The following is a 23,347-nucleotide window of genomic DNA, read 5'->3' on the forward strand; positions in this document are numbered from 1 at the left end:
CCAAGCCGACCTCGACGAGGTCGCCCGCGAGCTCAACGGGCGCCCCCGTGAAACCCTGAACTGGAGAAACCCCGCCGAAGCCCTCAACCACCACCTCGTTGCAACAGCTCTTTGAAACCGCCCGGTGAGCAGGGGGCCAGTCGTGGCCTCTCGACGGTTGGGGAGGGTTGGGATGTGGGTGGGAGGGGGCAGGATCAGGTCATGGAGCTCTCGGACGTCGTCGCCACCTCCCGGACCGTCGCCGCCACGTCGTCGCGCACGGCCAAGGTCGAGGCGCTGGCCGCCTGCCTGAAGCGCGCCGCCGAGGACGGCCCGCACGTCGTCGAGGTCGTCACCGCGCACCTGTCGGGCACGCTCCCCCAGCGGCGCATCGGGGTGAGCTGGCGCGGCCTGCAGGGACTGCCCGACCCTGCCGAGACATCCACCCTGACCGTCGAGGAGGTCGACGCGGCAGCGTCGGCCATCGCAGCCATCGGCGGGTCGGGATCCGGCGCCGCGCGGTCGGCCGCGGTCCGCGACCTCTTCGCGCGCGCCACCGCCGACGAGCAGGCGTGGCTCCGAGGGCTCATCACCGGCGAGACCCGCCAAGGCGCCGGCGACGGGGTCATGCTGCAGGCCGTCGCCAACGCGGCCGAGGTGCCTGACGCCGCCGTCCGGCGAGCCGTCATGCTCGCCGGTTTCGCCGGGCCGGTCGCGAGCGCCGCGCTCACCGGGGGCGCCGCGGCACTCGAGGCGCTGACCCTCGAGGTCGGTCGCCCGCTGCGGCCGATGCTCGCCGGCTCCGCCCCCGACGTCGCCGCGGCCCTCGCCACGCTGGGCGGCGAGGTCGTCGTCGAGACCAAGCTGGACGGCATACGCCTGCAGGCCCACGTCGACAACCGCACGAGTCCCGGGACGGTGCGCCTGTTCACCCGAACGCTCGACGAGGTCACCGACCGGATGCCCGAGATCACCGAGGCGCTGGCCGCGCTCGACGTCGAGACGCTCGTGCTCGACGGGGAGGTCATCGCGCTCGGTGAGGGTGGTCGTCCCCAGCCGTTCCAGGTCACAGGCGCGCGCACGGCCAGCAGCGCCGACGTCGACCGGCTGCGCGAGGAGGTGCCGCTGACGCCCTTCTTCTTCGACGTGCTCCACCTCGACGGCGCCGACCTGCTCGACGAGCCGGCCCACGTGCGCTGGAGCCACCTCGGGCGCACCGTGCCGCCCGCCTGGCTCGTGCCGCGCGAGAGCACCGACGACCCGGAGCGGGCCCAGCAGTTCTTCACCGACCTCGTCGCCGCGGGTCACGAGGGCGTGGTCGTCAAGGACCCCGCCCTGCCGTATGCCGCGGGCCGGCGCGGTCCGGGATGGGTCAAGGTCAAGCCCCGGCACACCCTCGACCTCGTCGTGCTCGCCGTCGAGTGGGGCAGCGGCCGCCGCAAGGGCTTGCTGTCCAACATCCACCTCGGGGCGCGTGACGCCGAGAGCGGCGACCTCGTCATGCTCGGCAAGACCTTCAAGGGCATGACCGACGAGATGCTCGCGTGGCAGACCGAGCGCTTCCGGGAGCTCGCCGTCGACCCGGCCGACGAGAGCGGGTGGGTCGTCTCGCTGCGTCCCGAGCAGGTCGTCGAGATCGCCTTCGACGGGGTGCAGAGGTCGACGCGCTACCCCGGCGGCATGGCCCTGCGCTTCGCGCGGGTGCTGCGCTACCGCGACGACAAGCCGGTGTCCGAGATCGACACCGTGCAGACCGTGAGGTCCCTCGCCGGCTGGTGACGGTCGGCGCGGCGGGCGCCGGGCCCAGGTCGTGCGGAGCACTGTCCACCGGCGGCATGTCCGGTGGACCGGCCGGCGCCATCTGTTGCCGACCCCACGAGACGTAGGTAAGTTCCGGCGAAAGAGCAGATTGCGTCACTTCTTCACATTCCGGAGGCTCCCATGTCCACGTCCCCCCTCTCGCGGCGCACCGTCCTCACCGGCGGGCTCGCCGCAGCGGCCGCCGGCGCGGCGGCTGGCAGCGCGCGCGCCGCCGGCTCCAACCCCCTCCCGCCGGCCGCCGAGAACGGCTGGGTCACCTCGACGATCGCTCGGATGACGCTGGAGGAGAAGGTCGGCCAGCTGTTCATCCAGAACGTCTACGGCAAGGACGCCACGACGCCCGACAGCCGCAACCTCCCGCTCTACGGTGTCGCGAGCCCGGCGGAGGTCGTGCAGAAGTACCACCTCGGTGGCGTCATCTACTTCGCGTGGACCGACAGCGTGCAGAACCCCGACCAGATCGTCGGCCTCTCCAACGGCCTCCAGAAGGCGGCGCTGACCCAGTCGAGCAAGGTGCGCATCCCGCTCCAGATCGCCACCGACCAGGAGCAGGGCGTCGTCACCCGCATCGGGCCGCCCGCCACCCAGTTCCCCGGGTCGATGGCCCTCGGCGCCGGACGCAGCGCTGCCGACGCCCGCACCGCCGCGGCGATCACCGGCACGGAGCTGCTGGCCATGGGCGTCAACACCAACTTCGCGCCCGACTGCGACGTCAACGTCAACCCGCTCAACCCGGTCATCGGCACCCGGTCGTTCTCGTCGCGGCCCGGGCTCGCCGCCGAGCTGGCGGCCGCGCAGGTCGCCGGCTACCAGCGTGACGGCAAGGTGGCCTCCTCGGCCAAGCACTTCCCGGGTCACGGCGACACCGCGACGGACAGCCACGTCGCGTTCCCGGTCATCACCCACACGCGCGAGCAGTGGGAGGCCATCGACGCCCCGCCGTTCAAGGCCGCGATCAACGAGCAGATCGACATGATCATGACGGCGCACCTGTCCTTCCCCGCGCTCGACGACTCGGGCAACCCCGCGACGCTGAGCAAGCCGATCATGACGGACCTGCTGCGCCACGAGCTCGGCTACACGGGCGTCATCGTCACCGACTCCCTGGCCATGCAGGGCGTCCGTGACCTCTACGGCGACGCCGAGGTCGCCGTGCGCGCCCTCCTCGCCGGCGTCGACCAGCTGCTCATGACGCCGGCCATGGACGACGCCTTCGCCGCCGTCCTCGCCGCCGTCCGCAGCGGCCGCCTCCCCCAGGAGGACGTCGACGCCAAGGTGCGTCGCGTCCTGAGCCTGAAGTACCGCCGCGGCATCGTGGCACGGCCGTACGCCGACCCGAGCGCCGTCCCGTCCGTCGTCGGCACCCCGTCCCACCTCGCGGCCGCAGACTCCGTCTCGGACCGCACGACGACCCTCGTCAAGAACGACGCCAAGGCGCTGCCGATCGCCCCGAAGGGCAAGAAGGTCCTCGTCACGGGCTACGGCGTCACGACCACCGCGACCCTCGCGGCGGCCATGACGGCCAAGGGCGCGACCGTCCAGACGGTCCAGACCGGGACGTCCCCCACCGACGCGCAGGTCTCGGCCGCCGTCGCCGCCGCCGCCGGCAAGGACGTCGTCGTCGTCACGACGATGAAGGCGTGGGACACGAACGTCACCGATACCCGCGGCGGCCAGCAGAAGCTCGTCAAGCAGCTGCTCGCCACCGGCACCACGGTCGTCGTCGTCGCCGTGCGCGACCCCTACGACATCGCCTACTTCACGGCTGCTCCCACCTACCTCGCGACGTACTCCTACAGCCCCGTCGCCATCGAGGCCGCAGCGCGCGTCATCGTCGGCGACGTCGCACCGACGGCGTCACTGCCCGTCGACATCCCCGTCGCCGGTGACCCGGGCACCGTCCTCTACCCGTTCGGCCACGGCCTCACCTACTGACGCCCCGGCTCGACCCAGGATCGGAGAGCTCCAGATGACCAATCTCAACCGCAGGCAGCTGCTCACTGCCGGCGCCCTCGGCGCCGTCGCCGTCCCCGCCACCGCAGTGGGTTCCGTTGCAGCGCAGACCGGCCCGACGGCATACGCAAGCAACTTCCCCAACAACCCGGTGACGACGGGCGCCCAGCGCGCGGCCGCCGCGAAGTGGACGGCCCTGTCGGGGCAGAAGGTCGGGGTCATCACCAACCCGACCGGCATCCTCACCAACCTGCGCACCATCGTCGACGAGATGCACGAGTCCGGCGCCGTCGACATCGTCGGCGTCTTCGGCCCCGAGCACGGCTTGCGCGGCACGGCGCAGGCCGGGGACTCCGAGGGCAACCACACCGACCCGCGCACGGGGCTCATGGTCTACGACGCCTACGGCGCCAACGCGGCCCGGATGACGACGCTCTTCCGCACGGCCGGTGTCGAGACGGTCGTCTTCGACATCCAGGACGTCGGCGCCCGCTTCTACACCTACATCTGGACGATGTACACGGCCATGCGTGCGGCCGTCGCGGTCGGCGCCCGCTTCGTCGTGCTGGACCGCCCGAACCCCATCGGCGGCAAGGCGATCGGTCCGATGATGACGACGCCGTGGACCTCCGGCGTCGGCGCCAAGGAGATCGTCCAGGCGCACGGCATGACGGTCGGCGAGCTCGCGCGCTACTTCGACGGCGAGTTCCTCACCGCCGACGCGGGTGGCCGGCTCACCGAGCTGTCCGTCATCGAGGTCAAGGGCTGGCGACGGGACGTGCCGTATGCCGTCACGGGCCTCCCGTGGGTCATGCCGAGTCCCAACATGCCGACTCCCGACACCGCCCTGGTCTACCCGGGCACCGGCATGTTCGAGGGCACCAACCTCTCGGAGGGTCGTGGCACGACGCGGCCGTTCGAGCTCATCGGGGCGCCGTTCGTCGACTACAAGTGGGCCGAACGCCTTGCAACTCTTGGCCTTCCGGGCGTCGGCTTCCGCGAGGCCTACTTCTCCCCGACCTTCAGCAAGCACACGGGCAAGGTGTGCGGCGGTGTGCAGGTCCACGTCACCGACCCCGCGAGCTTCGACCCGATCCGGTCCACCGTCGAGATGCTCGTCGCAGCCAAGGCGCTCTACAGCGACTTCGAGTGGCGCTACGACTCCTACGACCCGGCGCGCCCGTATTGGATCGACAAGCTGACCGGCTCGCAGCGGCTGCGCACCCAGATCTCGGCCGGCGCCCCCGCCGACGAGGTCGTCGGCGCCTGGCAGGACGAGCTCGCGGCCTTCGACGCCCGACGTCGCCCGTACCTCATCTACCGCGGCCCGGCGGCCTGAGCGCGCCGCACGCGTCCCCGACAATCCAGGAGTGACATGCGTCTGCGCACCCTCGTCCCGGCCGTCCTCGGCAGCCTCGCCCTCGCGGGCAGCCTCGTGACGGCCGGGGCGGCCGGCGCCGCCGCGGCCGACGACTTCAGCAAGCCCGATCGTGGCTTCGCCCCGCCCAACACCGTCCTGTCCGACGCGAGCCCCGCCTCGGTCGGTCTCGACCCGGCACCCATCGCCGAGGCCGTGGCGCAGATCCACGGTCACGAGCAGGTCGACGCGAGCGGGCACCCCCTCTTCGCCGGCGCCGTGGGGATCATGGGCCACGAGGGTCGCATCGTCGAGCGCGACGCGAGCGGCTGGGCGCTGCGCTACGCCGACGCGGCCACCGAGCTCCCCCGCGACCAGTGGGAGCCGATGCGCACCGACACGATCTTCGACCTCGCCTCGGTCTCGAAGCTCTTCACCTCGATCGCCGTCGTCCAGCTCGTCGAGGAGGGCCGCGTCTCCCTCGAGAGCCCGGTGGCGGCATACCTCCCCGAGTTCGCGGCGAACGGCAAGGGGGCCGTCACCGTGCGTCAGCTGCTGACGCACACGTCGGGCTTCACGTCGTGGCTCCCGCTGTGGAGCAAGTGGCCCGACAAGGCGTCGCGGATCAAGGCCGTCATGGACCAGCCCCTCACCAACGCGCCGGGCTCGACCTACCTCTACAGCGACCTCAACCTCATCACGCTCGGCGTCATGGTCGAGAAGCTGCGGGGCGAGCCGCTCGACGCCGTCGTGCACGACCGCATCACCGCACCGCTCGGCATGAAGGACACCGGCTACAACCCGACCGACAAGGCCCGCACGGCCGCCACGGAATACCAGACGGCCCCGCCGCGCGGCATGGTGCGCGGCGAGGTGCACGACGAGAACGCCTGGTCGCTCGGCGGCATCGCCGGCCACGCCGGCGTCTTCTCCACCGTCGACGACCTGGCGGTCCTGTCCCAGGCCCTGCTCAACGGCGGGACCTACCGGGGCGAGCGCATCCTCAGCCGCAAGAGCGTCGAGGCGCTCGTCACCGACTTCAACAGCGCCTTCCCCGGCGACTCGCACGGCCTCGGCTTCGAGCTCGACCAGCGCTGGTACATGGACGCCCTGAGCGGTCCGCGCACGGCCGGCCACACCGGCTACACCGGGACCTCGATCGTCATCGACTTCACGTCGCGCTCGTTCGCCGTCCTGCTCACCAACCGCGTGCACCCGTCCCGCAGCTGGGGCTCGATCAACCTCGCGCGGCGCGAGTGGGCGCACGGACTCGCCGCCGCGATGGCCATCCGCCCACGCCACGGCGACACGGCCTGGTTCACCGGCGGCGACAACGCGACCACGAGCACTCTCACCACACCGACGCTCCCGGTCGGAGCGGCCGGAGCCCGTCTCGGCTTCGACCTCTTCCTCGACACCGAGGAGACCGACCTGCTGCACCTCGAGCGCTCCACCGACGGTGGGGCCACGTGGACGGCGCTCCCGTTCACGGTCACCGACCGCGGTCAGACCGAGACGGCCGACGGGGTCATCTCGGGGTCGGGCACGAGACGGTGGGTGCAGGTCCGGGCCTCCCTGCCGGCGGGGTCGCAGCAGCTGCGGTGGCGGCATTCGACGGACGGCGCCTACCTCGGGCGCGGCGTGGCCGTCGACGACGTGGTGGTGCAGGGACCCGGCGGCATCCTGCTCGACGGCGAGAAGACACCCGGCGCCTTCACCCCGGATGGCTGGCGCCTGGCCGGCCGCGACGCCGTAGCGTAGGCCCATGCCCAGGACCGAGGACGGGGCCTCGCCCCCCGCAGGCGCCGCGAGCGCATCGCTGCTCATCCGCCTGCGGGGGATCAAGCCCTCCCTGTCACCCGCCGAGGACCGTGTCGCCGACATCGTCCTCGCCGACGCGCGCCGCGCCGCCGGGCTGACCATCAGCGAGCTCGCGACGGCGGCTCGCACGTCCGAGACGACGGTGCTCCGCTTCTGCCGCCGGCTCGGGCTCCCGGGCTACCCGCAGCTGCGCCTGGCCCTCGCCGAGGAGTCGGCCCAACCGCGCACGATGAGCCGCAGCGGCACCGACATCAGCGCGAGCGACTCGATCGACGACATCATCGCCAAGGTCGCCTTCACCGATGCGAGCGCCGTCGAGGAGACCGCCCAGCAGCTCGACCGCGACGCCCTCGCCGGCGCCGCCACCGCCATCGCCAAGGCGGGTCGCGTCGACATCTACGGCATCGGCGCGAGCGCCATCGTCGGCACCGACCTCCAGCAGAAGCTGCACCGCATCGGCATCGTCGCCTTCGCCTGGAACGACCCGCACATCGCGCTGACGAGCGCCACCCTCCTCGGCCCCGGCGACGTGGCGGTCGGGATCTCGCACTCCGGCACGACGACCGAGACCATCGAGGCGCTCGCCGCGGCGCGCTCGACCGGCGCGCAGACCGTCGCCATCACCAACTTCCCGCTCTCGCGCCTCGCTGCGGGCGTCGACCTCCTCCTCACCACGGCCGCGCGCGAGACGAGCCTGCGGTCGGGGGCGACGGCGAGCCGCATCGCCGCACTCACCGTCATCGACTGCCTCTACATCGCCGTCGCCCAGCGCAACCTCCGCAAGGCACGCAAGGCGGTGGCGGACACCCGCGAGGCCGTGGCCGGCCACCACGTCACCGACTGACCCTTTGAGCACAGACTGCGCCTGGCGGCATACACCGCTGGGCGAGCGACCGCGGATGCCGCGTAGCGCAGTCCGAGCCCCGGAGCGGGCACCGCGTGACGTGACCGGAATGTTACTGATTTACAGCATTGACGCTACGGGCGTAGGAAACTAACCTCGCTCGGGTGAGCAGCGAGGTGACCGTGGACGCCCCCACCGAGGAGCGCCATCCGGGGACGACGTCCATCGACACGCACACCTCGCTCGACATCCTCCGGGCGCTCAACACCGAGGACGCCACCGTCGCGGGAGCGGTGGGCGAGATCCTGCCCGAGCTGGCCCACCTCGTCGACCGGGCCGTCGACTCCCTCCGCGCCGGCGGCTCCGTCCACTACTTCGGCGCCGGCACCTCCGGGCGCCTCGCCGTGCTCGACGCCGCCGAGCTGCGCCCCACCTTCAACGCACCCGCCGGGCTCGTCGTCGCCCACCACGCCGGCGGCCCCGCCGCGCTGCTCCAGGCCGTCGAGAACGTCGAGGACGACGTCGACCTCGGCCGTTCCGAGGCCGACGTGCTGCGGCCCGGCGACATCGCGATCGGGCTCACGGCCTCAGGACGTACGCCGTTCGTGGCCGGCGCTCTCGCCCGGGCCCGCGAGCTCGGCGCCGTCACCGCGCTCGTCACGGCCAACCCCCGCGCCGAGGTCGCCGTCCACGCCGACATCCTCCTGGCCGTGCGCACCGGCCCGGAGGCCCTGACCGGGTCGACGAGGCTCAAAGCCGGCACCGCTCAGAAGCTCGTCCTCAACTCGTTCTCGACCGCCCTGATGATCCGGCTCGGTCGCACGTGGAGCAACCTCATGGTCGACGTCGTCGCGACGAACGCCAAGCTGCGCGGCCGGGTGCTGCGCATCCTGCAGGAGGCGACCGGCGCCGACGCCGAGCAGGCCCGGGTGGCCCTCGACGACGCCGGCGGCGAGCTCAAGCCGGCCCTGCTCTCGATGCTCGCGGGCGTCGACGCCGCCCGCGCCCGCGACGCCATCGCCACCCACGACGGCTCCGTCGCCCGCGCCCTGGCCGCCCTCGGCTCGCCGGTCCCGCCCGCGCCCGCCGACCCGACAGCACCTACCGAGCCCACCGCACCGACAGCGCCCACCGCGCCCACCGCGCCCAGGCCCTGACACCCCCGCCGCACCCAGCACCACCTGCCCACCCGCATGCCGACCCCCAGGCACCGCGCAGAACCCGACAGGAGCACCACCATGACGTTCGCCTCACGCCCTCCCGGCTCCTCGCGGCGGGTCCGCCGCACGGTCCTCACGATCGCCGCGCTCTCCGGCGCGCTGCTCGTGACGGCCTGCTCGCCCTCCTCGCCGGGCTCCTCGGGATCGACCGGGGCCGGCGGCGACGGCAAGGTCACCCTGACGGTGTGGTCGTGGCGCGTGGAGGACGAGGCGGCATACAACAAGATCTTCCAGGCGTACGAGAAGTCCCACCCCAACGTGAACGTCGAGTTCAAGGCCTTCAAGGCCACGGAGTACAACAAGATCCTCGCGACCGGGCTCGCGGGCTCCAGCGGCCCCGACGTGCCACAGGTGCGCTCCTACGGCCAGCTCCAGGGCACCGTCGCGAGCAAGTCGCTGCTGCCGCTCGACGGCAAGGTCGACCTGTCCGGCTGGGACGAGAACGTCGTCGCGAGCGCCAAGGGCAAGGAGGACGGCAAGACCTACTCCGTGCCGCTGGCCCGCCAGACGGTCCAGATGTTCTACAACCAGGGTCTCTTCGACAAGAGCGGCATCAAGGCCCCAACGACGTGGGACGAGTTCATCGCCGCCAACGACAAGCTGATGGGCGCCGGCGTGACCCCGATCGCCGTCGGGGCCAAGGACGACTGGACGCTGCCGATCGTGCACGAGGTGCTCGCCGGATCGCGCTTCGGCGGCAAGGCCTTCCAGAACGAGGTCATGTCGGGCAAGAAGTCCTTCACCGACCCCGACTGGGTGGCGTCGGTCAAGGTCGTCGGCGACCTCGAGAAGTACATGCCGAAGAACGTCACCGGTGTCGCCCAGACCGACGCGCAGACGCTCTTCTCGGCAGAGAAGGCCGCGATGATCCCGGGTGGCAGCTTCGACCTGTCCGTCCTTCAGAAGGCCAACCCCGGCATGAAGATCGGCATCTTCCAGGTGCCCCCGGCACCGGGCTCGCCGAGCGGCTCGAGCGCGACGACGGCAGGATGGGCCGATGGCAACTTCGCGGTCTCAGCCAGGTCGAAGCACCCCAACGAGGCCACGGAGCTCGTGAAGTGGATGACCTCCAAGGAGTTCGGCCAGATGGTGAACGACGACATCAAGCAGATCTCGGCCGTGCCCGGTGTCGAGCCGACAGACCCGCTGCTCAAGCAGATGAGCGACAACTACAACAACTCCGGCTCGCCCTACCTGCTGCTCACCGACTTCCGCTACGGCGCACCCTCGGGCACCGACCTGCTCGGCAAGGGCCTGCAGCAGATGCTGCTCGGCTCCAAGGACGCCGCCGGTGTGAGCCAGGACCTCGACACGGGCGTCAAGACCTGGTTCAAGCCGAGCGCCTGACGCTCGACCCGAGAGGCACAGCATGAGGCGCCGCACCGGCCTGGTCTTCGTCGCGCCGGCGCTCGCGCTCTTCGCGGTCTTCGTGCTCTACCCGATGGTGACGGCGTTCTCCTACGCCTTCTTCCACTGGCAGGGCACGAGCCGCGGAGGGTTCGCGGGTGTCGAGAACTTCGCGACGCTCTTCACCAGGGCACCCTTCACGACAGACCTGCCGCAGGCTCTGCTGCACAACGTGCTCTTCTTCGTCGGCACGATGCTCATCCAGAACACCTTCGGGCTGACGATCGCCTACCTGCTCCACAGCCGCCCGCGTAGCCGCCGGATGCTGCAGACGCTCTACGCGATGCCCTACCTCGTCAGCCCGATCGTCATCGGCTACCTGTGGACGCTGCTGCTGTCGCCGACGTTCGGGCCGGTCAACACGCTCCTGACCAAGGTCGGCCTCGACTCGTGGGCCCTGCCCTGGCTCGGCGACCCGAAGACCGCGCTCTGGGTGGTCATCCTCGTCAGCGTGTGGCAGTGGATCGGCTTCCCGGTGCTGCTCTACGGCGCAGCGCTCGGCGGCGTGCCGGAGGAGCTGACCGAGGCGGCACGCGTCGACGGGGCGAGCAACCGCCAGGCGTTCGCCAGGATCACCTTGCCGCTGGTCGTGCCCGCCATCGGCACGGTCTCGGTGCTGACGTTCATCTTCGCGATGGAGGCCTTCGCCCTGCCGTACGCCTTCGGCGGTTCGACCGGAAACCCCGCTGGGTCAACGGACTTCGTCTCGCTGCTCTTCTACCGCACGGCGTTCGACTCGGGTGCCACCGACGCCATCGGCAGCTCGTCGGCCCTGGCCACGCTGCTCTTCCTCATCATCTTCGGCGGCGCCTACGCCGCCACGGCCGTGCTGCGCCGTCACGAGCGGAGGATCACCGCATGACCACCGCCGTCGTCACCACCGAGGCACCCACGGAGTCCGCCGTCACCCGCCCGGAGCAGCCCGGCCGACGCCGCCCCCCGCGGGTCAACCGTCCCGTCGGCGGCGCCGGGGCCAGCGTGCTCCTGTGGGGGTATGCCGCCCTGGCGCTCGTGCCGCTCCTGCTCATGGTGAGCAACAGCTTCCGCACCAACGCCGACCTCATCACCGACCCGCTCGGCCTGCCCGCTCCCCCGACCACGGCGAGCTACGTCGAGGCCTGGACGACCGGCAACTTCGCGACGTACTTCGGCAACTCGCTCGCCGTGACCGTCGGCGCGGTGGCGCTCTCGACGGCCGTCGCGACCATGGCGGCCTACGCACTGGCCCGGGGCCGCTCGCGCATCTTCCGCTGGCTCGAGTCGCTCTTCCTGTCCGGCCTCATGCTGCCGATCCACCTCGCGATCCTGCCGATCTTCTACCTCTTCGACGGGCTCGGCCTCATCGACTCCCGCCTCGGACTCATGCTGATGTATGCCGCGTCGGGCATCCCCTTCTCGATCTTCGTCCTCACGACGTTCTTCCGGCAGCTGCCCGAGGAGCTCGAGGAGGCGGCCGCCCTCGACGGCGCGAGCAGCTGGCAGACGTTCTGGCGGATCATGGTCCCGCTCGTGCGGCCCGCGCTGGCGACCGTCGCGGTCTTCCGCTTCGTGCCGATCTGGAACGACTTCCTCTTCCCGCTCGTGCTGCTGCGCCGCGAGGAGAAGTACACGCTGCCCGTCGGCCTGACGAACTTCTTCGGCGAGAACGCGACCAACTACTCCGCCGTGTTCGCCGGCCTCGTCATCACGACCATCCCGCTCATCGTGCTCTTCCTCGTCGCGACGAAGCAGATCGTGGCCGGCCTGACCGCCGGCATGGCCAAGTGACCGGGTCGCCCTCGTGAGCGGGCCGGTGCCGTCACGCCCGGGGACGGTCGTCGCCGTCGACGTCGGGGGCTCGGGCCTGCGCCTGCAGACGTATGCCGTCCGGCCCGGTCCCGTGCTCACCGCGCCGGGCGTGCGGGTCGGGGCGGCAGGCATCGACGTGGCCGCCCTGGTGGCCGACGCCCGGTCGCTGCTCGTGACCGGAGCCGTGGCCGGCGGCGGTGCGACCGAGGGCGCCGAGGGCGCAGGCGGCGATGATCGCGTGGATGGATCACCCTGCAGCACAACGCGGCCCGAGGTCGTCGTGTGGTCGATGCGCGGCCTGCTCTTCCTCGCCGACCGCGCGGAGGTGCTGCGCACCGTGGCCGAGGGGCTCGGCGCGCGTCGAACCGTCGTCGTCAGCGACGCCGTCGCGGGGCTCGTCGGCGCGACCGGGCACATCGGGCCCGGCGCCGTCGTCGCAGCCGGCACGGGGGCTGTCGCCTTCGGCACCGACTTCGACCGGCAGTGGCGCCGCGTCGACGGGTGGGGACACGTGCTCGGCGACGCCGGGTCCGCCGCCGCGCTGGGCATGGCCGGGCTGCGGGCGGCCCTGCGCGCCCACGACGGCCTGCCCGACGGCTCCACGGCCCTGCTGAGCGCAGCCGTCGACCTGCTCGGCCCCCCGGACCTGTGGCCGCGGCTCGTCATGACCACGGCCGACGCCCCCGAGCGCCTGGCCGGCGTCGCACCGCTCGTGACCGCAGCCGCCGGCACCGACCCGGTGGCCGCGGCGCTGTGCGAGCGGGCCGGGACCGACCTCGCCGACTCGCTGCTGCGGGCCGCCGACGGCCTGGACCACCCGCGCCTCGCCGCGACCGGCGGCCTGCTCGCGGCCGCCCCCGTCGCCGAGGCGCTGGACCGGCGCCTGGCGCTCGCCGGTGCCCGACGCTCACCCGCCCGCGGCACCGCGCTGGACGGCGCCCTGCACCTCGCCCGGCAGCTCCGGGACACCGGCGCGATCCCCGAGCACCCGGCATACCTGCTCGTCTCCTGAGGGGAGCTTCGCCGCGACCAGAGGGGTCGTTGGGGCCATGGGGACCCGTGGGGCGCTCCGAACCGGTACCGTCACAGGTGGCAGTGTCCGTTTTGTGCCTCGGCTACGGGTATCGGCGATCCAGCTAAACGGCTGCCCTGACGCTCGAGAGGTTCTGACATGACCACTTCCTGGTGCCGGATCACGGCTCTCGTCGGTGCTGCCGCACTCGGTCTCGGCGGCGCGTCCAGCGCCGCGGCCGGCTCGCTCGCCGCCGCTCCGGCCGGGCCCGGACCGGTCGTGTCCGCCACCCCGTCGGCCCCGACTGCGCCTTCCGCCCCGTCAGCCGCAGCGCCCGCGCCCGCCGCACCGGGGGCACCGGGGGCTCCGGCTGCTCCGGTCGGCACGCGGCCGGTCGACTACCGCGGCGTCCACGTGACGGTCCCCGCCGACTGGAAGGTCGTCGACCTCGACGCCGACCCGACCCGCTGCCTGCGTCTCGACGTCAAGGCCGTCTACCTCGGGCGCCCCGGCAGCCAGCAGGACTGCCCGGCCCACCTCGTCGGTCGCACCGACACGCTGTGGCTGCACCCGGGCTCCGACCGGGCCACGGCGGCGTCGACCGCGACCACCGCGAGCGCCTCCAGGGTCGGACGGCTGACGGCGCACACCGGCTCGGACCCCGTCGCCCGCACGAAGGTGGCCCGGTTCACCGCCCAGGACGTCCAGGTCGACGCCACGTGGGGCTCGAGGGAGTCGACCGTCGACGACGTCCTCGCGACGGCGACGACGAGCACGACGACCGCCTCCACGCCCGCCCCCGCCCCGGCCCCGGCGCCGGCCCCCAAGACGCCCTCCGCGACCACCACCTCGTCCAGCGCCACCACTGGTGCCTCCTTCGCCCCCGCCGTGGCGACGAGCGGATCGCCGGCCATCGCCCCCGCCGTGGCGACGACCGGGTCGCAGGCCCTCGCACCCACCGTGACCACCGCCGCCGCGTCCGGCCCGCGCACCTTCACCGGTATGGGCTTCGACGCCTGCGCCGCGCCCAGCGCGTCGACCATGCAGTCGTGGCTGTCCTCCCCCTACCGGGCGGCCGGCATCTACATCGGCGGCTCGATGCGGGCGTGCCCCGACGGCAACCTGTCCGCGAGCTGGGTCAGCCAGGTGAGCTCGATGGGGTGGGGTCTCATCCCGATCTACGTCGGCGCGCAGGCACCGTGCGTCAACCAGACCGGGCTCGCCACCATCGACCCGAGCCAGGCCGCGGCCCAGGGCAAGGCGGCTGCCGCCGACGCCGCCGGACGCGCGGCGACCTTCGGCCTGGGGACCGGCTCGCCCATCTACTACGACATGGAGGCCTACGCGCCGAGCGCGTCCTGCACGTCGACCGTGCTGAAGTTCATCACTGCCTGGACGCAGGAGCTGCACGCCCGCGGCTACACCTCCGGCGCCTACGGCAGCACCTCGTCGCTCATGGTCGACATGTCCAACGCGGTCGGCACGTCCGGCTTCACCGCGCCGGACAACGTGTGGTTCGCCAACTGGAACGGCCTGCAGACGCTGTCGGACTCCGCCCGCTACCGCGAGTTTCCCGACGGCTACTGGGCCAACGGCCAGCGGCTGCACCAGTACAGCACCGGGAGCGAGACCTGGGGCGGGGTCAACATCAGCATCGACGCCAACTGGGTGGACGGCCGCGTCACCGGCAACCCCGTGCCGATCAGCTACGGCACCGGGATCGTCGGCCCCGGCGGCCCGTCCTTCCTCTTCACCGGCAACATGTACTACTGGAAGCCCAACCAGGGGCAGGGCCTGCAGGGCCGCGCCTACTACACCTACACGACCTACTCCTCGAACGGCAGCGTCGAGGAGAACGGCGCCACGTGGTCGCCCAGCCTCTCGACGGGCCTGTATGCCGTGAGCGCCTACGTCCCTGCCACGGGGGCGACGGCCAACACGCGGTATGCCGTCACGGACTCGAACGGCACGACGACGCGCTACCTCGACCAGTCGACCCTGTCCGGCTGGTCCTCCCTGGGCACCTACCTCGCCCGCAACGGCTCGTCGGTGGGCGTCCACGCCAGTGACAGCAGCACGAGCTCGACGACCACCCAGGTCGGCGTCGACGCCATGCGGTTCTCGCTCGTGGCCACCGCCCCGTCGGCCCCGACCTCGGTCTCGGCCGTGCCCGACAACGGCCGCGCGACCGTGCGCTGGGCGGCGGCCACGGCCAACGGCAGCCCGGTCACGAGCTACACCGTCAAGGCCTCGCCCTCGGGTGCGACGACGACGGTGTCGGGGTCCGCCACCTCGGCGACCCTGACGGGTCTGACGAACGAGACGGCCTACACCTTCACGGTCACGGCGACCAACGCCGTGGGTGCCGGTCCCGCGTCGACCCCCACCGCCGCCGTCCGGCCCTCGTCCTTCTCGCACATCGTCCCCGTGACGCCGACCCGGATCCTCGACACGCGCTACGGCACGACGACCAACCCGGTGAGCACCGCCCTCGCCGCCGGGGCCGCCCTCACCATCAAGGTCGCCGGCGCCTCAGGGTCCCCGGTCCCGGCGGGAGCCACCGCCGCGGCGGTCAACCTCACCGCCACCGCGCCGCAGAAGGCGGGCTTCCTCAGCGCCGACTCCACGGCCACCACCGGCAGCTCCACCGCCAACTTCGCACCCGGCCAGACCGTCGCCAACCTCCTGGTCGGGCGCCTCACCTCCGCCGGCACCCTGACGATCGTCAACCACTCCACCGGAACGGTCCAGGTCGTCGCCGACGTCACCGGCTACCTCACGACCAGTGGCACGACCCAGCGGTGGGTCGCCACCACGCCCACGAGGCTGCTCGACACCCGCGTCGGCACGACGAGCAACCCGGTCCGCACGGCCCTCGCCGCCGGTGCCGCCCTGACGATCAAGGTCGCCGGCGTCACGGGCTCGCCCGTGCCCGCGGGGGCAACGGCCGCAGCGGTCAACCTCACCGCCACCGCGCCGCAGAAGGCGGGCTTCCTCAGCGCCGACTCGACGGCCACCACCGGCAGCTCGACCGCCAACTTCGCACCCGGCCAGACCGTCGCCAACCTGCTCGTCGGGCGTCTCACCTCCTCCGGCACCCTGACGATCGTCAACCACTCCTCCGGCACCGTGCAGGTCGTCGCCGACGTCACCGGCTACGTCACGTCCACGAGCACCGCGAACCAGTGGGCGTCGACCAACCCGACCCGGCTCGTCGACACCCGCTACGGCACGTCGACCAACCCGGTCCGCACGGCTCTGGCCGCCGGAGCCTCCCTGACGATCAAGGTCGCCGGCGTCAGCGGCTCCCCGGTCCCGTCGGGCGCCAAGGCCGCCGCGATCAACCTCACGGCGACGGCGCCGCAGCAGCCCGGCTTCCTCAGCGCCGACTCGACGGCCACCACCGGCAGCTCCACCGCCAACTTCGCACCCGGCCAGACCGTCGCCAACCTCGTCGTCGGGCGGCTGACCTCCTCGGGCACGATCACGGTCGTCAACCACTCCCGCGGCACCGTGCAGGTCGTCGCCGACGTCACCGGCTACCTCCGCTGACGGCGAGCGGGCAGCACCGGGACGAGACGGCCGGGACGAGCGTGCACGCCCGCTGAGAGGACGGTCGGGCAGGACGAGTGGGCCGAGCGGGTACGACACCCTTCGGTCCCCTCGTCCGAGCCAATGGCTCGGACCACCCCTTCCTGATGTCTGGAGCCCCTCATGTCCGAGCACGAATCCCCCCGACCCGGACTGGGCTCGATGCCTCATGAGGGCGGCACGGCCTTCCGGGTCTGGGCCCCCAACGCCGACGCGGTGGCGGTCACCGGCAGCTTCACCGACTGGTCCGACGAGGGCCACCCGATGCAGGCCGAGGACAACGGGCACTGGTACGTCGACGTCGAGGGAGCCCGGCCTGGCGACGAGTACCAGCTCGCCATCACCAACGGCGACCAGCGCCTCATGCGCATCGACCCGCGGGCCCGCGCCGTCACCCACTCGTCCGGCAACGCGGTGGTCTACGACCGTGACGCCTTCGACTGGGAGGGGGACTCCTTCGCCTGCCCGCCCCACGACGACCTCGTCATCTACGAGGCGCACATCGGCTCGTTCGTCGCGACGGACGGCGATGCCGGCGACCTCGGCCGCGTGGCCGGAAAGCTCGGCCACCTCGCCGACCTCGGGGTGAGCGCCGTCGAGCTCATGCCGGTCACGGAGTTCGCCGGCGACTACTCCTGGGGCTACAACCCGTCCAACCCCTTCGCGGTCTCGAGCAGCTACGGCGGCCCGGACGCGCTCAAGGACTTCGTCAAGCAGGCCCACCACCACGGCATCGCAGTGATCCTCGACGTCGTCATCAACCACTTCGGCCCGAGCGACCTCGCGCTGTGGCAGTTCGACGGGTGGAGCGAGAACGAGAAGGGCGGCATCTACTTCTACAACGACGAGCGCTCGGCCACGCCATGGGGCGACACCCGCCCGGACTACGGCCGTGAGGAGGTGCGCAGCTACCTCCACGACAACGTCCTCATGTGGCTCGAGGAGTTCCACCTCGACGGCCTGCGGTTCGACGCCACGCTGTACGTGCGCACCGTCGACGGGCTCGGGACCGGCGACGTGCCCGAGGGCTGGGACCTCATGCGTTCGGTCACGGCGTCGGTCCGCGAGACCTACCCCGACAAGGTCCTCATCGCCGAGGACCTGCAGTCCGACCCTGCGATCACCACCGTCGACGACGGCGGCGCCGGCTTCCACGCCCAGTGGGACCCCGGCTTCGTCCACCCGGTCCGGCAGGTCCTGACCGCCGTCGACGACCGGGAGCGCTCGATGTCCGAGCTCGCCGAGGCGCTGCGCGGCAACGACGAGCCCTTCCGCCGCGTCGTCTACACCGAGAGCCACGACGAGGTCGCCGAGGGCAGTCTCCGCGTGCCCGACGAGGTCGACGGTGGCGACCCCACCGGATGGGCGGCCCAGAAGCGCGCCACCCTCGGGCTCGCGATGACGCTGACCGCCCCCGGCATCCCGATGCTGTTCCAGGGCCAGGAGTTCCTCGAGGGCCAGGAGTTCCGCGACACCGTGCCGCTCGACTGGGACCGCGCCGAGCAGTTCCGCGACATCGTGCGCCTGACGGGTGACCTCGTGCGCCTGCGCCGCGACACCGACGGGGTCTCCCGTGGCCTGCGTGGCGAGGGCTTCGAGGTGCTGCACCTCGACGACGAGGCCAAGACCATCGCCTGGGCCCGCCGGGCGGCCGAGGGCGTCGCCGTGGTCGTCGTCAACGCGAGCGCCGAGCCGCGGGACATCAGCCTGGGTATGCCGTCCGCCGGGCGGTGGACGGTCCGCTTCAACTCTGACGCGTCCACCTACAGCGCGCTCTTCGCCGGCCACGAGACCCACGACGTCGAGGCCGCGGAGGAGCCGCTCGACGACCAGCCCGCGAGCGGCACCGTGTCGGTGGGCGCCTACAGCCTCGTCGTGCTGACTCCGGCCTGACATCGACTGGTCCCGGCCTGACGTCCGCCCGACGTCGGTCCGTCACCGCCCTCGGATCGGCACCCATCCGGTCCACAGGACGTCTCCGAACCCCCGTCGACGGCCGCCGCCGCACTGAGGGGTCCGGTGGCGGCCGTCCGTGGCAGTGCGGCACGGCCGCCCGCCGTTGCGCGGGGGGACGCGCAGAGAGGCCCACCTGACGCACGCGTCAGGTGGGCCTTGTGCTGCGTGCTCGTGCTGCGCGCACGGGTGCTCGGTCGGGGCCGGCCGGCGTGCTCCGACCGGTCGATCCCGACCGAGACGTGTCAGCGACGTGTCAGCGGCATCTCAGCGTCGCGACGGTGTCGCGTCGCCGAGCCTCAGCGCAGCGGGTTGAAGGGGGCGAGCTGCTCGGGGGCCCGGCCGGTGACGATCTGCTCGGCGAGCAGGCGGCCGGTGACGGGGCCGAGCGTGATGCCCCACATGCCGTGGCCGCCGGCGACGAAGACCTTGGGGTTCTTCGAGGCGCCGATGAGCGGCAGCCCGTCGATGGTGCAGGGGCGCGAGCCGACCCACTCGTCCTGACGCTGGTCGAGGTCGGCGCCCTTGAGCAGCGGACGGGCCGACTCGACGATGGCCTTGATGCGGCGGCGGTCGAGGGCGGCCTCCGGCTGGCGGAACTCCATCATGCCGGCGACGCGCAGCCGGTCGCCCACGGGCGTGCAGGCGACCCGGGCCGCGGGGAAGTAGACCGGGCCGTTGGGCAGGTCGTCGACGGCGACGCTGAAGGAGTAGCCGCGGCCGGCCTGCACGACGCGCTTGACGCCGAACTCACGGGCCAGCTTGCCGAGCCAGGCGCCGGTGGCGACGACGACGGCGTCGTAGTGCTCGGCCTGACCGAAGTCGTTCGTGACGAGCACGCCGGTCGGGGTGTCGGTGATGCGCGAGACGGCGCTGCCAGTGACGATCTTGCCGCCGCGGGCGGTGACCGAGTCGGCGAGCGCGGCGACGTAGGCGCCCGGGTTGATGAAGCGCTGGCCGTGGAGCACGATCGCGGCGCCGATCTCGTCGGACAGGGCCGGCTCGATGGCGCGGGCCTCGTCACCGGAGAGCACGTCGAACGTGATGTCCCCGCCGGAGGCGTGGATGTGCTCGATCTCCTCGAGCAGCGTCTGGCGCTCCTCGGCGGTGCGGTAGGCGGCCGTGAACGACTTCGCCTCGTAGGTCTCGGCGTCGACGCCGCCGGCCTTCAGCAGGTCGAAGCTCTGGAGCGACAGGTCGTTGACGGGCACGAGCGAGCCCATCGCCTTCTTCCAGGCCGTCATCGTGCTGTGGCGGGTGAAGCCGGTGACGAAGCGGAGGAAGTCGGGTCGCGCGCTCGGCGGCACGTAGACGGGCGAGCTCGGGCTGAGGACGGCGCGCAGGCCGTACTTGAGCACGGCGGGCTCGGGCAGCGGGGTCGCGATGCCGGGCGTCAGCCAGCCGGCGTTGCCCCAGGAGGCGCCGGCGGCCACGCCGTCGCGGTCGATGACGGTGACCTCGACGCCGCGCTCCTGGAGGAACCAGGCAGTGGCGAGGCCGACCATGCCGGCGCCGACGACGGCGACGCGCTGGGGGACGGGGGTACCGGCGGGGGTCACGGCGGGCATTCGATCGACTCCTGTGTCAGGTCTGGTGGGGCCTTGCGTCCATGCTGGGGTCGGTCGCGCTGCTCCTGTTGGTGTCCGAGTGCCAGAGTTACGGCTTTCAGTTGTGCCGTGAGCACCATCGGATGAGAGATGATGGGGTATGCCGTCCGCCTCCTCGCGCCCCTCCGAGCCGGCTCGTCCACCCTCCTCCTCAGGCGGCTCCCGCCCGTCACGCGCGTCGCGGAGGTCCGCGACCCCGACGTCGTCGACCACCCCGGTCGGGCTGCCGATCGCGCAGCTCGTCGGGACGCTGGGCGGGGGTCTGCTCACCGTGGTCGTCGACGTGGGCGGTCCGGCGGTCGACGACGTGACCCTGGCCGAGCCGGGGTCGGGGGTCTTCGGCCAGGCGGGCGACCTGCTGCTCGGCGTCGGGGTCGAGCGTCCGGCCGACGCCGCCGCCCTGCTCGAGGGAGCGGCCGCGGTCGACAGCGGCGCGGTCGTGCTCCGTCGGGCCGCCGCCCGCAACCGGCAGGTCCGAGCGGTGGCGACCCGCGTCGGCGTCAGCCTCGTGGAGCTGGCCGACCACGCGTCGTGGGCCCACGTCGTGTGGCTGCTGCGCGGCGTCCTCGACCGCGCCGCGAGCGGCCCCGCCGTCCGGGCCGAGGGGCCGGTGCTCGACGAGCTCTTCGTCCTCGCCGACGCGTGCGCAGCGCTCGTCGCCGCCCCGATCACCATCGAGGACACGCAGTCCCGCGTGCTCGCCTACTCCTCCACGCAGGACGTCGCCGACCCGGCCCGCGTGTCGACGATCGTCGGTCGCCGCGTGCCCGACGAGGTCATCGCCGGGCTGCGCGGCCGAGGGGTCTTCCGACGCCTGGCCCGCTCCGACGAGCCCTTCTTCGTGCCGGCCGGTCGCGGGCTGGGGGCGCGCGTCGTGGTCCCGGTTCGGGCCGGCACCGAGTGGCTCGGCTCCATCTGGGCCGTCGTCGACGAGGAGCCCCCCGAGCCCGTCCTGGCCTCACTCGCCCAGACGGCCGCGGTCGTGGCCCTGCACCTGCTGCGGATGCGCTCGCAGGCCGACCTGGCCCGCCGCGTCTCGGCCGACCGCCTCCGGGCGGTGCTGAGCGGCGACACGCTCGAGGCGGAGGGCTGGCTCCCGCCGGCCCCGTGGCGCGTCGTCGTCCTGGCGGGCGCGCACCGTGACCGGAGCGTCGTCACGGGCGAGGGCTCGCCGCGCGACACCGAGCGCGAGCTCGACGTGTGGGAGTCGGCGGCCCGACGCCGGTCCTGGCGTCAGCCGCTGCTCGCGATCTTCGACGGGGTGGCGCTGACCCTCGTGCGCGACGTGCCCGGCGACACCTCCCCCGGGTCGTGGGAGTGGCTGCACGGCGTCGTGGAGGAGGTGGCCGGCGTGGCGCCCACCGCCACCGCGAGCGCGGGCGGACGGGTCCACCGCACCGTCGAGCTCGACCGGTCGCGCCGCGAGGCGACCGAGGTCCAGCGCCTGCGTGACGTCGGCCGCGTCTCGGGCACGACGACCACCGTGGAGGACGCGTGGGCAGCCGTCACCAACGCCCGCGCGCTCGGTGGCATCTGGACCGAGGAGCTGCTCGGCCCGGTCGCGACGCTGCGCGCGCACGACGAGGCCCACCACACGGCATACCTCGAGACGGTGGCCGCCTGGCTCGACCACCCCGGCGACCCGCGGGCGGCGGCGGCGCGCATCCACGTGCACCCCAACACGTTGCGCTACCGCCTGCAGCGCCTGTCCGACGTCGTCGACCTCGACCTGCACGACCCGGAGTCCCGTCTCGCCCTGCGGCTCCAGCTGCGTGCGCTCGGCCACTGACGTCCGAGCGGTCCGCCGACGACCCCGACGACGCGGCGGCCCGACGACGCGGCGGCCCGGCGGCCCGGCGGCCCCGTCACTAGGGTGAAGCCGTGTCGACCTCCGAGCAGCGGCCCGCAGCGCCTCCTCCCGCCGACGACGGGCGGATGAGCGAGGAGGAGTTCCAGCGGGTCTACGGGCGCCTCGACCCCCTGTCCCCGAGCGAGCTGCGCAGCCTGCTCGACGGGCTGGACGTCCCGTGGTGGGTGGCCGGCGGGTGGGCCGTCGAGGCCTTCACCGGCGTGCCGCGCCACCACGAGGACATCGACGCCGCCGTGTTCCGCCGTGACCTGGCCGCGGTGCGTGCCCACCTCGAGCCGCACTTCCACCTCTGGGCGGCCGGTGACCGCGGGCTGCTGCACCTGGCGCCCGGACGCGAGATGCCGGACGACGCGGAGCAGGTGTGGTTCCGCGAGCACGCCCTGGCACCGTGGCGGGGCGAGGTCCTGCTCAACCGCGATGTCGAGGGACGCTGGCAGTTCAAGCGTGATCCGTCGGTCGTGCTCGACCTCGCCGACGCCACCTGGCACCGCGAAGGTGTGCGCTACCTGCGCCCCGAGCTCGTCCTGGCCCACAAGGTGAAGGCGACCCGGGCCAAGGACGACGCCGACCTCGAGGCCGCGCTCCCCCTGCTCGACGTCAGCCAGCGCGCGTTCCTCACGGACGTCGTGGTCCGGCACGCACCCGACCACCCGTGGCGACGACGGCTCATCTGAGAGCGTCAGCCCACGCCGAGGTGCACCGTGCCGTCGGGGTCGACGCGGAAGTTCGGGTTGTGCACGAGGTCCCACCGGAAGCCGTCGGGGTCGGCCACGCAGGCGCTGACCCCACCCCACTCGCGCACGGTCGGGACGGCCACGGAGGTGGCCCCGGCCGCCAGCGCCGCGGCATACAACTGCTCGACCTCCTCGGCGGCGCCCACGTTGTGGCCGAGCGAGACGGGCGGGGCGGACGGGCCGTGGGCGACGTCGCCGTACTCGCTCGGCATCTGCGTGACGTCCCACAGGGCGAGCAGCTGGCCGGGGGCGCACTGCACGAAGCTGATCTCGCCCGCGAGGTGCAGCACGGAGCGGAAGCCGAGACCGTCGACGTAGAAGGCCCGCGACCGCTCGACGTCCCGGACGCCCAACGTGATGGCGGTGATGTCGGGAGGCGTTGTCATGACG

General features: G+C 72.6%; 16 protein-coding genes and 1 pseudogene. 15 read left to right on the forward strand and 2 right to left on the reverse strand.

The window, feature by feature from the left end:
- The 13 genes and pseudogenes from ABD297_RS23750 to ABD297_RS21320 form a co-directional block, all read left to right on the forward strand.
- A pseudogene (locus tag ABD297_RS23750) lies at positions 1-115 on the forward strand (IS30 family transposase); the annotation flags it as partial.
- A gap of 86 nt (positions 116-201) precedes the next feature.
- Positions 202-1,758 (forward strand): ATP-dependent DNA ligase, encoded by a 1,557-nt coding sequence (locus ABD297_RS21265; RefSeq protein WP_344257131.1) that lies wholly within the window; start codon positions 202-204, stop codon positions 1,756-1,758.
- Between the two features lie 162 nt (positions 1,759-1,920).
- A complete protein-coding gene (locus ABD297_RS21270; protein WP_344257132.1) occupies positions 1,921-3,735 on the forward strand; it encodes a glycoside hydrolase family 3 protein in 1,815 nt (604 codons plus the stop codon).
- Between the two features lie 34 nt (positions 3,736-3,769).
- On the forward strand, positions 3,770-5,092 hold the full coding sequence (locus tag ABD297_RS21275) for an exo-beta-N-acetylmuramidase NamZ family protein (RefSeq protein ID WP_344257133.1): 1,323 nt from the start codon (positions 3,770-3,772) through the stop codon (positions 5,090-5,092).
- Positions 5,093-5,128: 36 nt separating this feature from the next.
- The gene (locus ABD297_RS21280; protein ID WP_344257134.1) at positions 5,129-6,871 is read left to right on the forward strand and encodes a serine hydrolase domain-containing protein; all 1,743 of its coding nucleotides are present in this window, start codon (positions 5,129-5,131) and stop codon (positions 6,869-6,871) included.
- 4 nt (positions 6,872-6,875) lie between these two features.
- Positions 6,876-7,775, forward strand: a complete 900-nt coding sequence (locus ABD297_RS21285) for a MurR/RpiR family transcriptional regulator (RefSeq protein WP_344257135.1) — start codon at positions 6,876-6,878, stop codon at positions 7,773-7,775.
- 164 nt (positions 7,776-7,939) lie between these two features.
- Positions 7,940-8,932 carry an N-acetylmuramic acid 6-phosphate etherase gene (locus ABD297_RS21290; protein ID WP_344257136.1) on the forward strand — a complete coding sequence of 331 codons (993 nt, stop codon included), beginning with the start codon at positions 7,940-7,942 and terminating at the stop codon, positions 8,930-8,932.
- Positions 8,933-9,013: 81 nt separating this feature from the next.
- The gene (locus ABD297_RS21295; RefSeq protein WP_344257137.1) at positions 9,014-10,342 is read left to right on the forward strand and encodes an ABC transporter substrate-binding protein; all 1,329 of its coding nucleotides are present in this window, start codon (positions 9,014-9,016) and stop codon (positions 10,340-10,342) included.
- A 22-nt stretch (positions 10,343-10,364) separates the two neighbouring features.
- Positions 10,365-11,264: a carbohydrate ABC transporter permease gene (locus ABD297_RS21300; RefSeq protein WP_344257138.1), complete on the forward strand. Its 900-nt coding sequence runs from the start codon at positions 10,365-10,367 to the stop codon at positions 11,262-11,264.
- The gene (locus ABD297_RS21305; RefSeq protein WP_344257139.1) at positions 11,261-12,169 is read left to right on the forward strand and encodes a carbohydrate ABC transporter permease; all 909 of its coding nucleotides are present in this window, start codon (positions 11,261-11,263) and stop codon (positions 12,167-12,169) included. The genes ABD297_RS21300 and ABD297_RS21305 overlap by 4 nt, the downstream gene beginning before the upstream one ends.
- 13 nt (positions 12,170-12,182) lie before the next feature.
- Positions 12,183-13,202 carry an N-acetylglucosamine kinase gene (locus ABD297_RS21310; RefSeq protein ID WP_344257140.1) on the forward strand — a complete coding sequence of 340 codons (1,020 nt, stop codon included), beginning with the start codon at positions 12,183-12,185 and terminating at the stop codon, positions 13,200-13,202.
- Positions 13,203-13,361: 159 nt separating this feature from the next.
- Positions 13,362-16,754 carry a glycoside hydrolase domain-containing protein gene (locus tag ABD297_RS21315; RefSeq protein WP_344257141.1) on the forward strand — a complete coding sequence of 1,131 codons (3,393 nt, stop codon included), beginning with the start codon at positions 13,362-13,364 and terminating at the stop codon, positions 16,752-16,754.
- Positions 16,755-16,916: 162 nt separating this feature from the next.
- Positions 16,917-18,686, forward strand: a complete 1,770-nt coding sequence (locus tag ABD297_RS21320) for an alpha-amylase family glycosyl hydrolase (protein ID WP_344257142.1) — start codon at positions 16,917-16,919, stop codon at positions 18,684-18,686.
- Between the two features lie 359 nt (positions 18,687-19,045).
- On the opposite strand, the gene ABD297_RS21325 is transcribed toward ABD297_RS21320, so the two are convergent.
- Positions 19,046-20,314 carry an NAD(P)/FAD-dependent oxidoreductase gene (locus ABD297_RS21325; protein ID WP_344257143.1) on the reverse strand — a complete coding sequence of 423 codons (1,269 nt, stop codon included), beginning with the start codon at positions 20,312-20,314 and terminating at the stop codon, positions 19,046-19,048.
- A 139-nt stretch (positions 20,315-20,453) separates the two neighbouring features.
- On the opposite strand from ABD297_RS21325, the gene ABD297_RS21330 reads away from it, so the two are divergent.
- Both ABD297_RS21330 and ABD297_RS21335 read left to right on the forward strand, forming a co-directional pair.
- Positions 20,454-22,142 (forward strand): PucR family transcriptional regulator, encoded by a 1,689-nt coding sequence (locus ABD297_RS21330; RefSeq protein WP_344257144.1) that lies wholly within the window; start codon positions 20,454-20,456, stop codon positions 22,140-22,142.
- A 92-nt stretch (positions 22,143-22,234) separates the two neighbouring features.
- Entirely contained in the window at positions 22,235-22,897 is a 663-nt protein-coding gene (locus ABD297_RS21335) for a nucleotidyltransferase domain-containing protein (RefSeq protein ID WP_344257145.1), read from the forward strand.
- Positions 22,898-22,902: 5 nt separating this feature from the next.
- On the opposite strand, the gene ABD297_RS21340 is transcribed toward ABD297_RS21335, so the two are convergent.
- Positions 22,903-23,343 carry a VOC family protein gene (locus tag ABD297_RS21340; RefSeq protein ID WP_344257147.1) on the reverse strand — a complete coding sequence of 147 codons (441 nt, stop codon included), beginning with the start codon at positions 23,341-23,343 and terminating at the stop codon, positions 22,903-22,905.
- Positions 23,344-23,347: the final 4 nt, after the last annotated feature.

Source organism: Terrabacter carboxydivorans, assembly GCF_039532035.1.
Taxonomy (GTDB): domain Bacteria; phylum Actinomycetota; class Actinomycetes; order Actinomycetales; family Dermatophilaceae; genus Terrabacter; species Terrabacter carboxydivorans.

Bases quoted from the DNA above. Each gene is read 5' to 3' on its own strand.
- ABD297_RS21265 (WP_344257131.1), top strand. From the start codon at position 202: ATGGAGCTCTCGGACGTCGTCGCCACCTCCCGGACCGTCGCCGCCACG.
- ABD297_RS21270 (WP_344257132.1), top strand. From the start codon at position 1,921: ATGTCCACGTCCCCCCTCTCGCGGCGCACCGTCCTCACCGGCGGGCTC.
- ABD297_RS21275 (WP_344257133.1), top strand. From the start codon at position 3,770: ATGACCAATCTCAACCGCAGGCAGCTGCTCACTGCCGGCGCCCTCGGC.
- ABD297_RS21280 (WP_344257134.1), top strand. From the start codon at position 5,129: ATGCGTCTGCGCACCCTCGTCCCGGCCGTCCTCGGCAGCCTCGCCCTC.
- ABD297_RS21285 (WP_344257135.1), top strand. From the start codon at position 6,876: ATGCCCAGGACCGAGGACGGGGCCTCGCCCCCCGCAGGCGCCGCGAGC.
- ABD297_RS21295 (WP_344257137.1), top strand. From the start codon at position 9,014: ATGACGTTCGCCTCACGCCCTCCCGGCTCCTCGCGGCGGGTCCGCCGC.
- ABD297_RS21300 (WP_344257138.1), top strand. From the start codon at position 10,365: ATGAGGCGCCGCACCGGCCTGGTCTTCGTCGCGCCGGCGCTCGCGCTC.
- ABD297_RS21305 (WP_344257139.1), top strand. From the start codon at position 11,261: ATGACCACCGCCGTCGTCACCACCGAGGCACCCACGGAGTCCGCCGTC.
- ABD297_RS21315 (WP_344257141.1), top strand. From the start codon at position 13,362: ATGACCACTTCCTGGTGCCGGATCACGGCTCTCGTCGGTGCTGCCGCA.
- ABD297_RS21320 (WP_344257142.1), top strand. From the start codon at position 16,917: ATGTCCGAGCACGAATCCCCCCGACCCGGACTGGGCTCGATGCCTCAT.
- ABD297_RS21325 (WP_344257143.1), bottom strand. From the start codon at position 20,314: ATGCCCGCCGTGACCCCCGCCGGTACCCCCGTCCCCCAGCGCGTCGCC.
- ABD297_RS21330 (WP_344257144.1), top strand. From the start codon at position 20,454: ATGCCGTCCGCCTCCTCGCGCCCCTCCGAGCCGGCTCGTCCACCCTCC.
- ABD297_RS21340 (WP_344257147.1), bottom strand. From the start codon at position 23,343: ATGACAACGCCTCCCGACATCACCGCCATCACGTTGGGCGTCCGGGAC.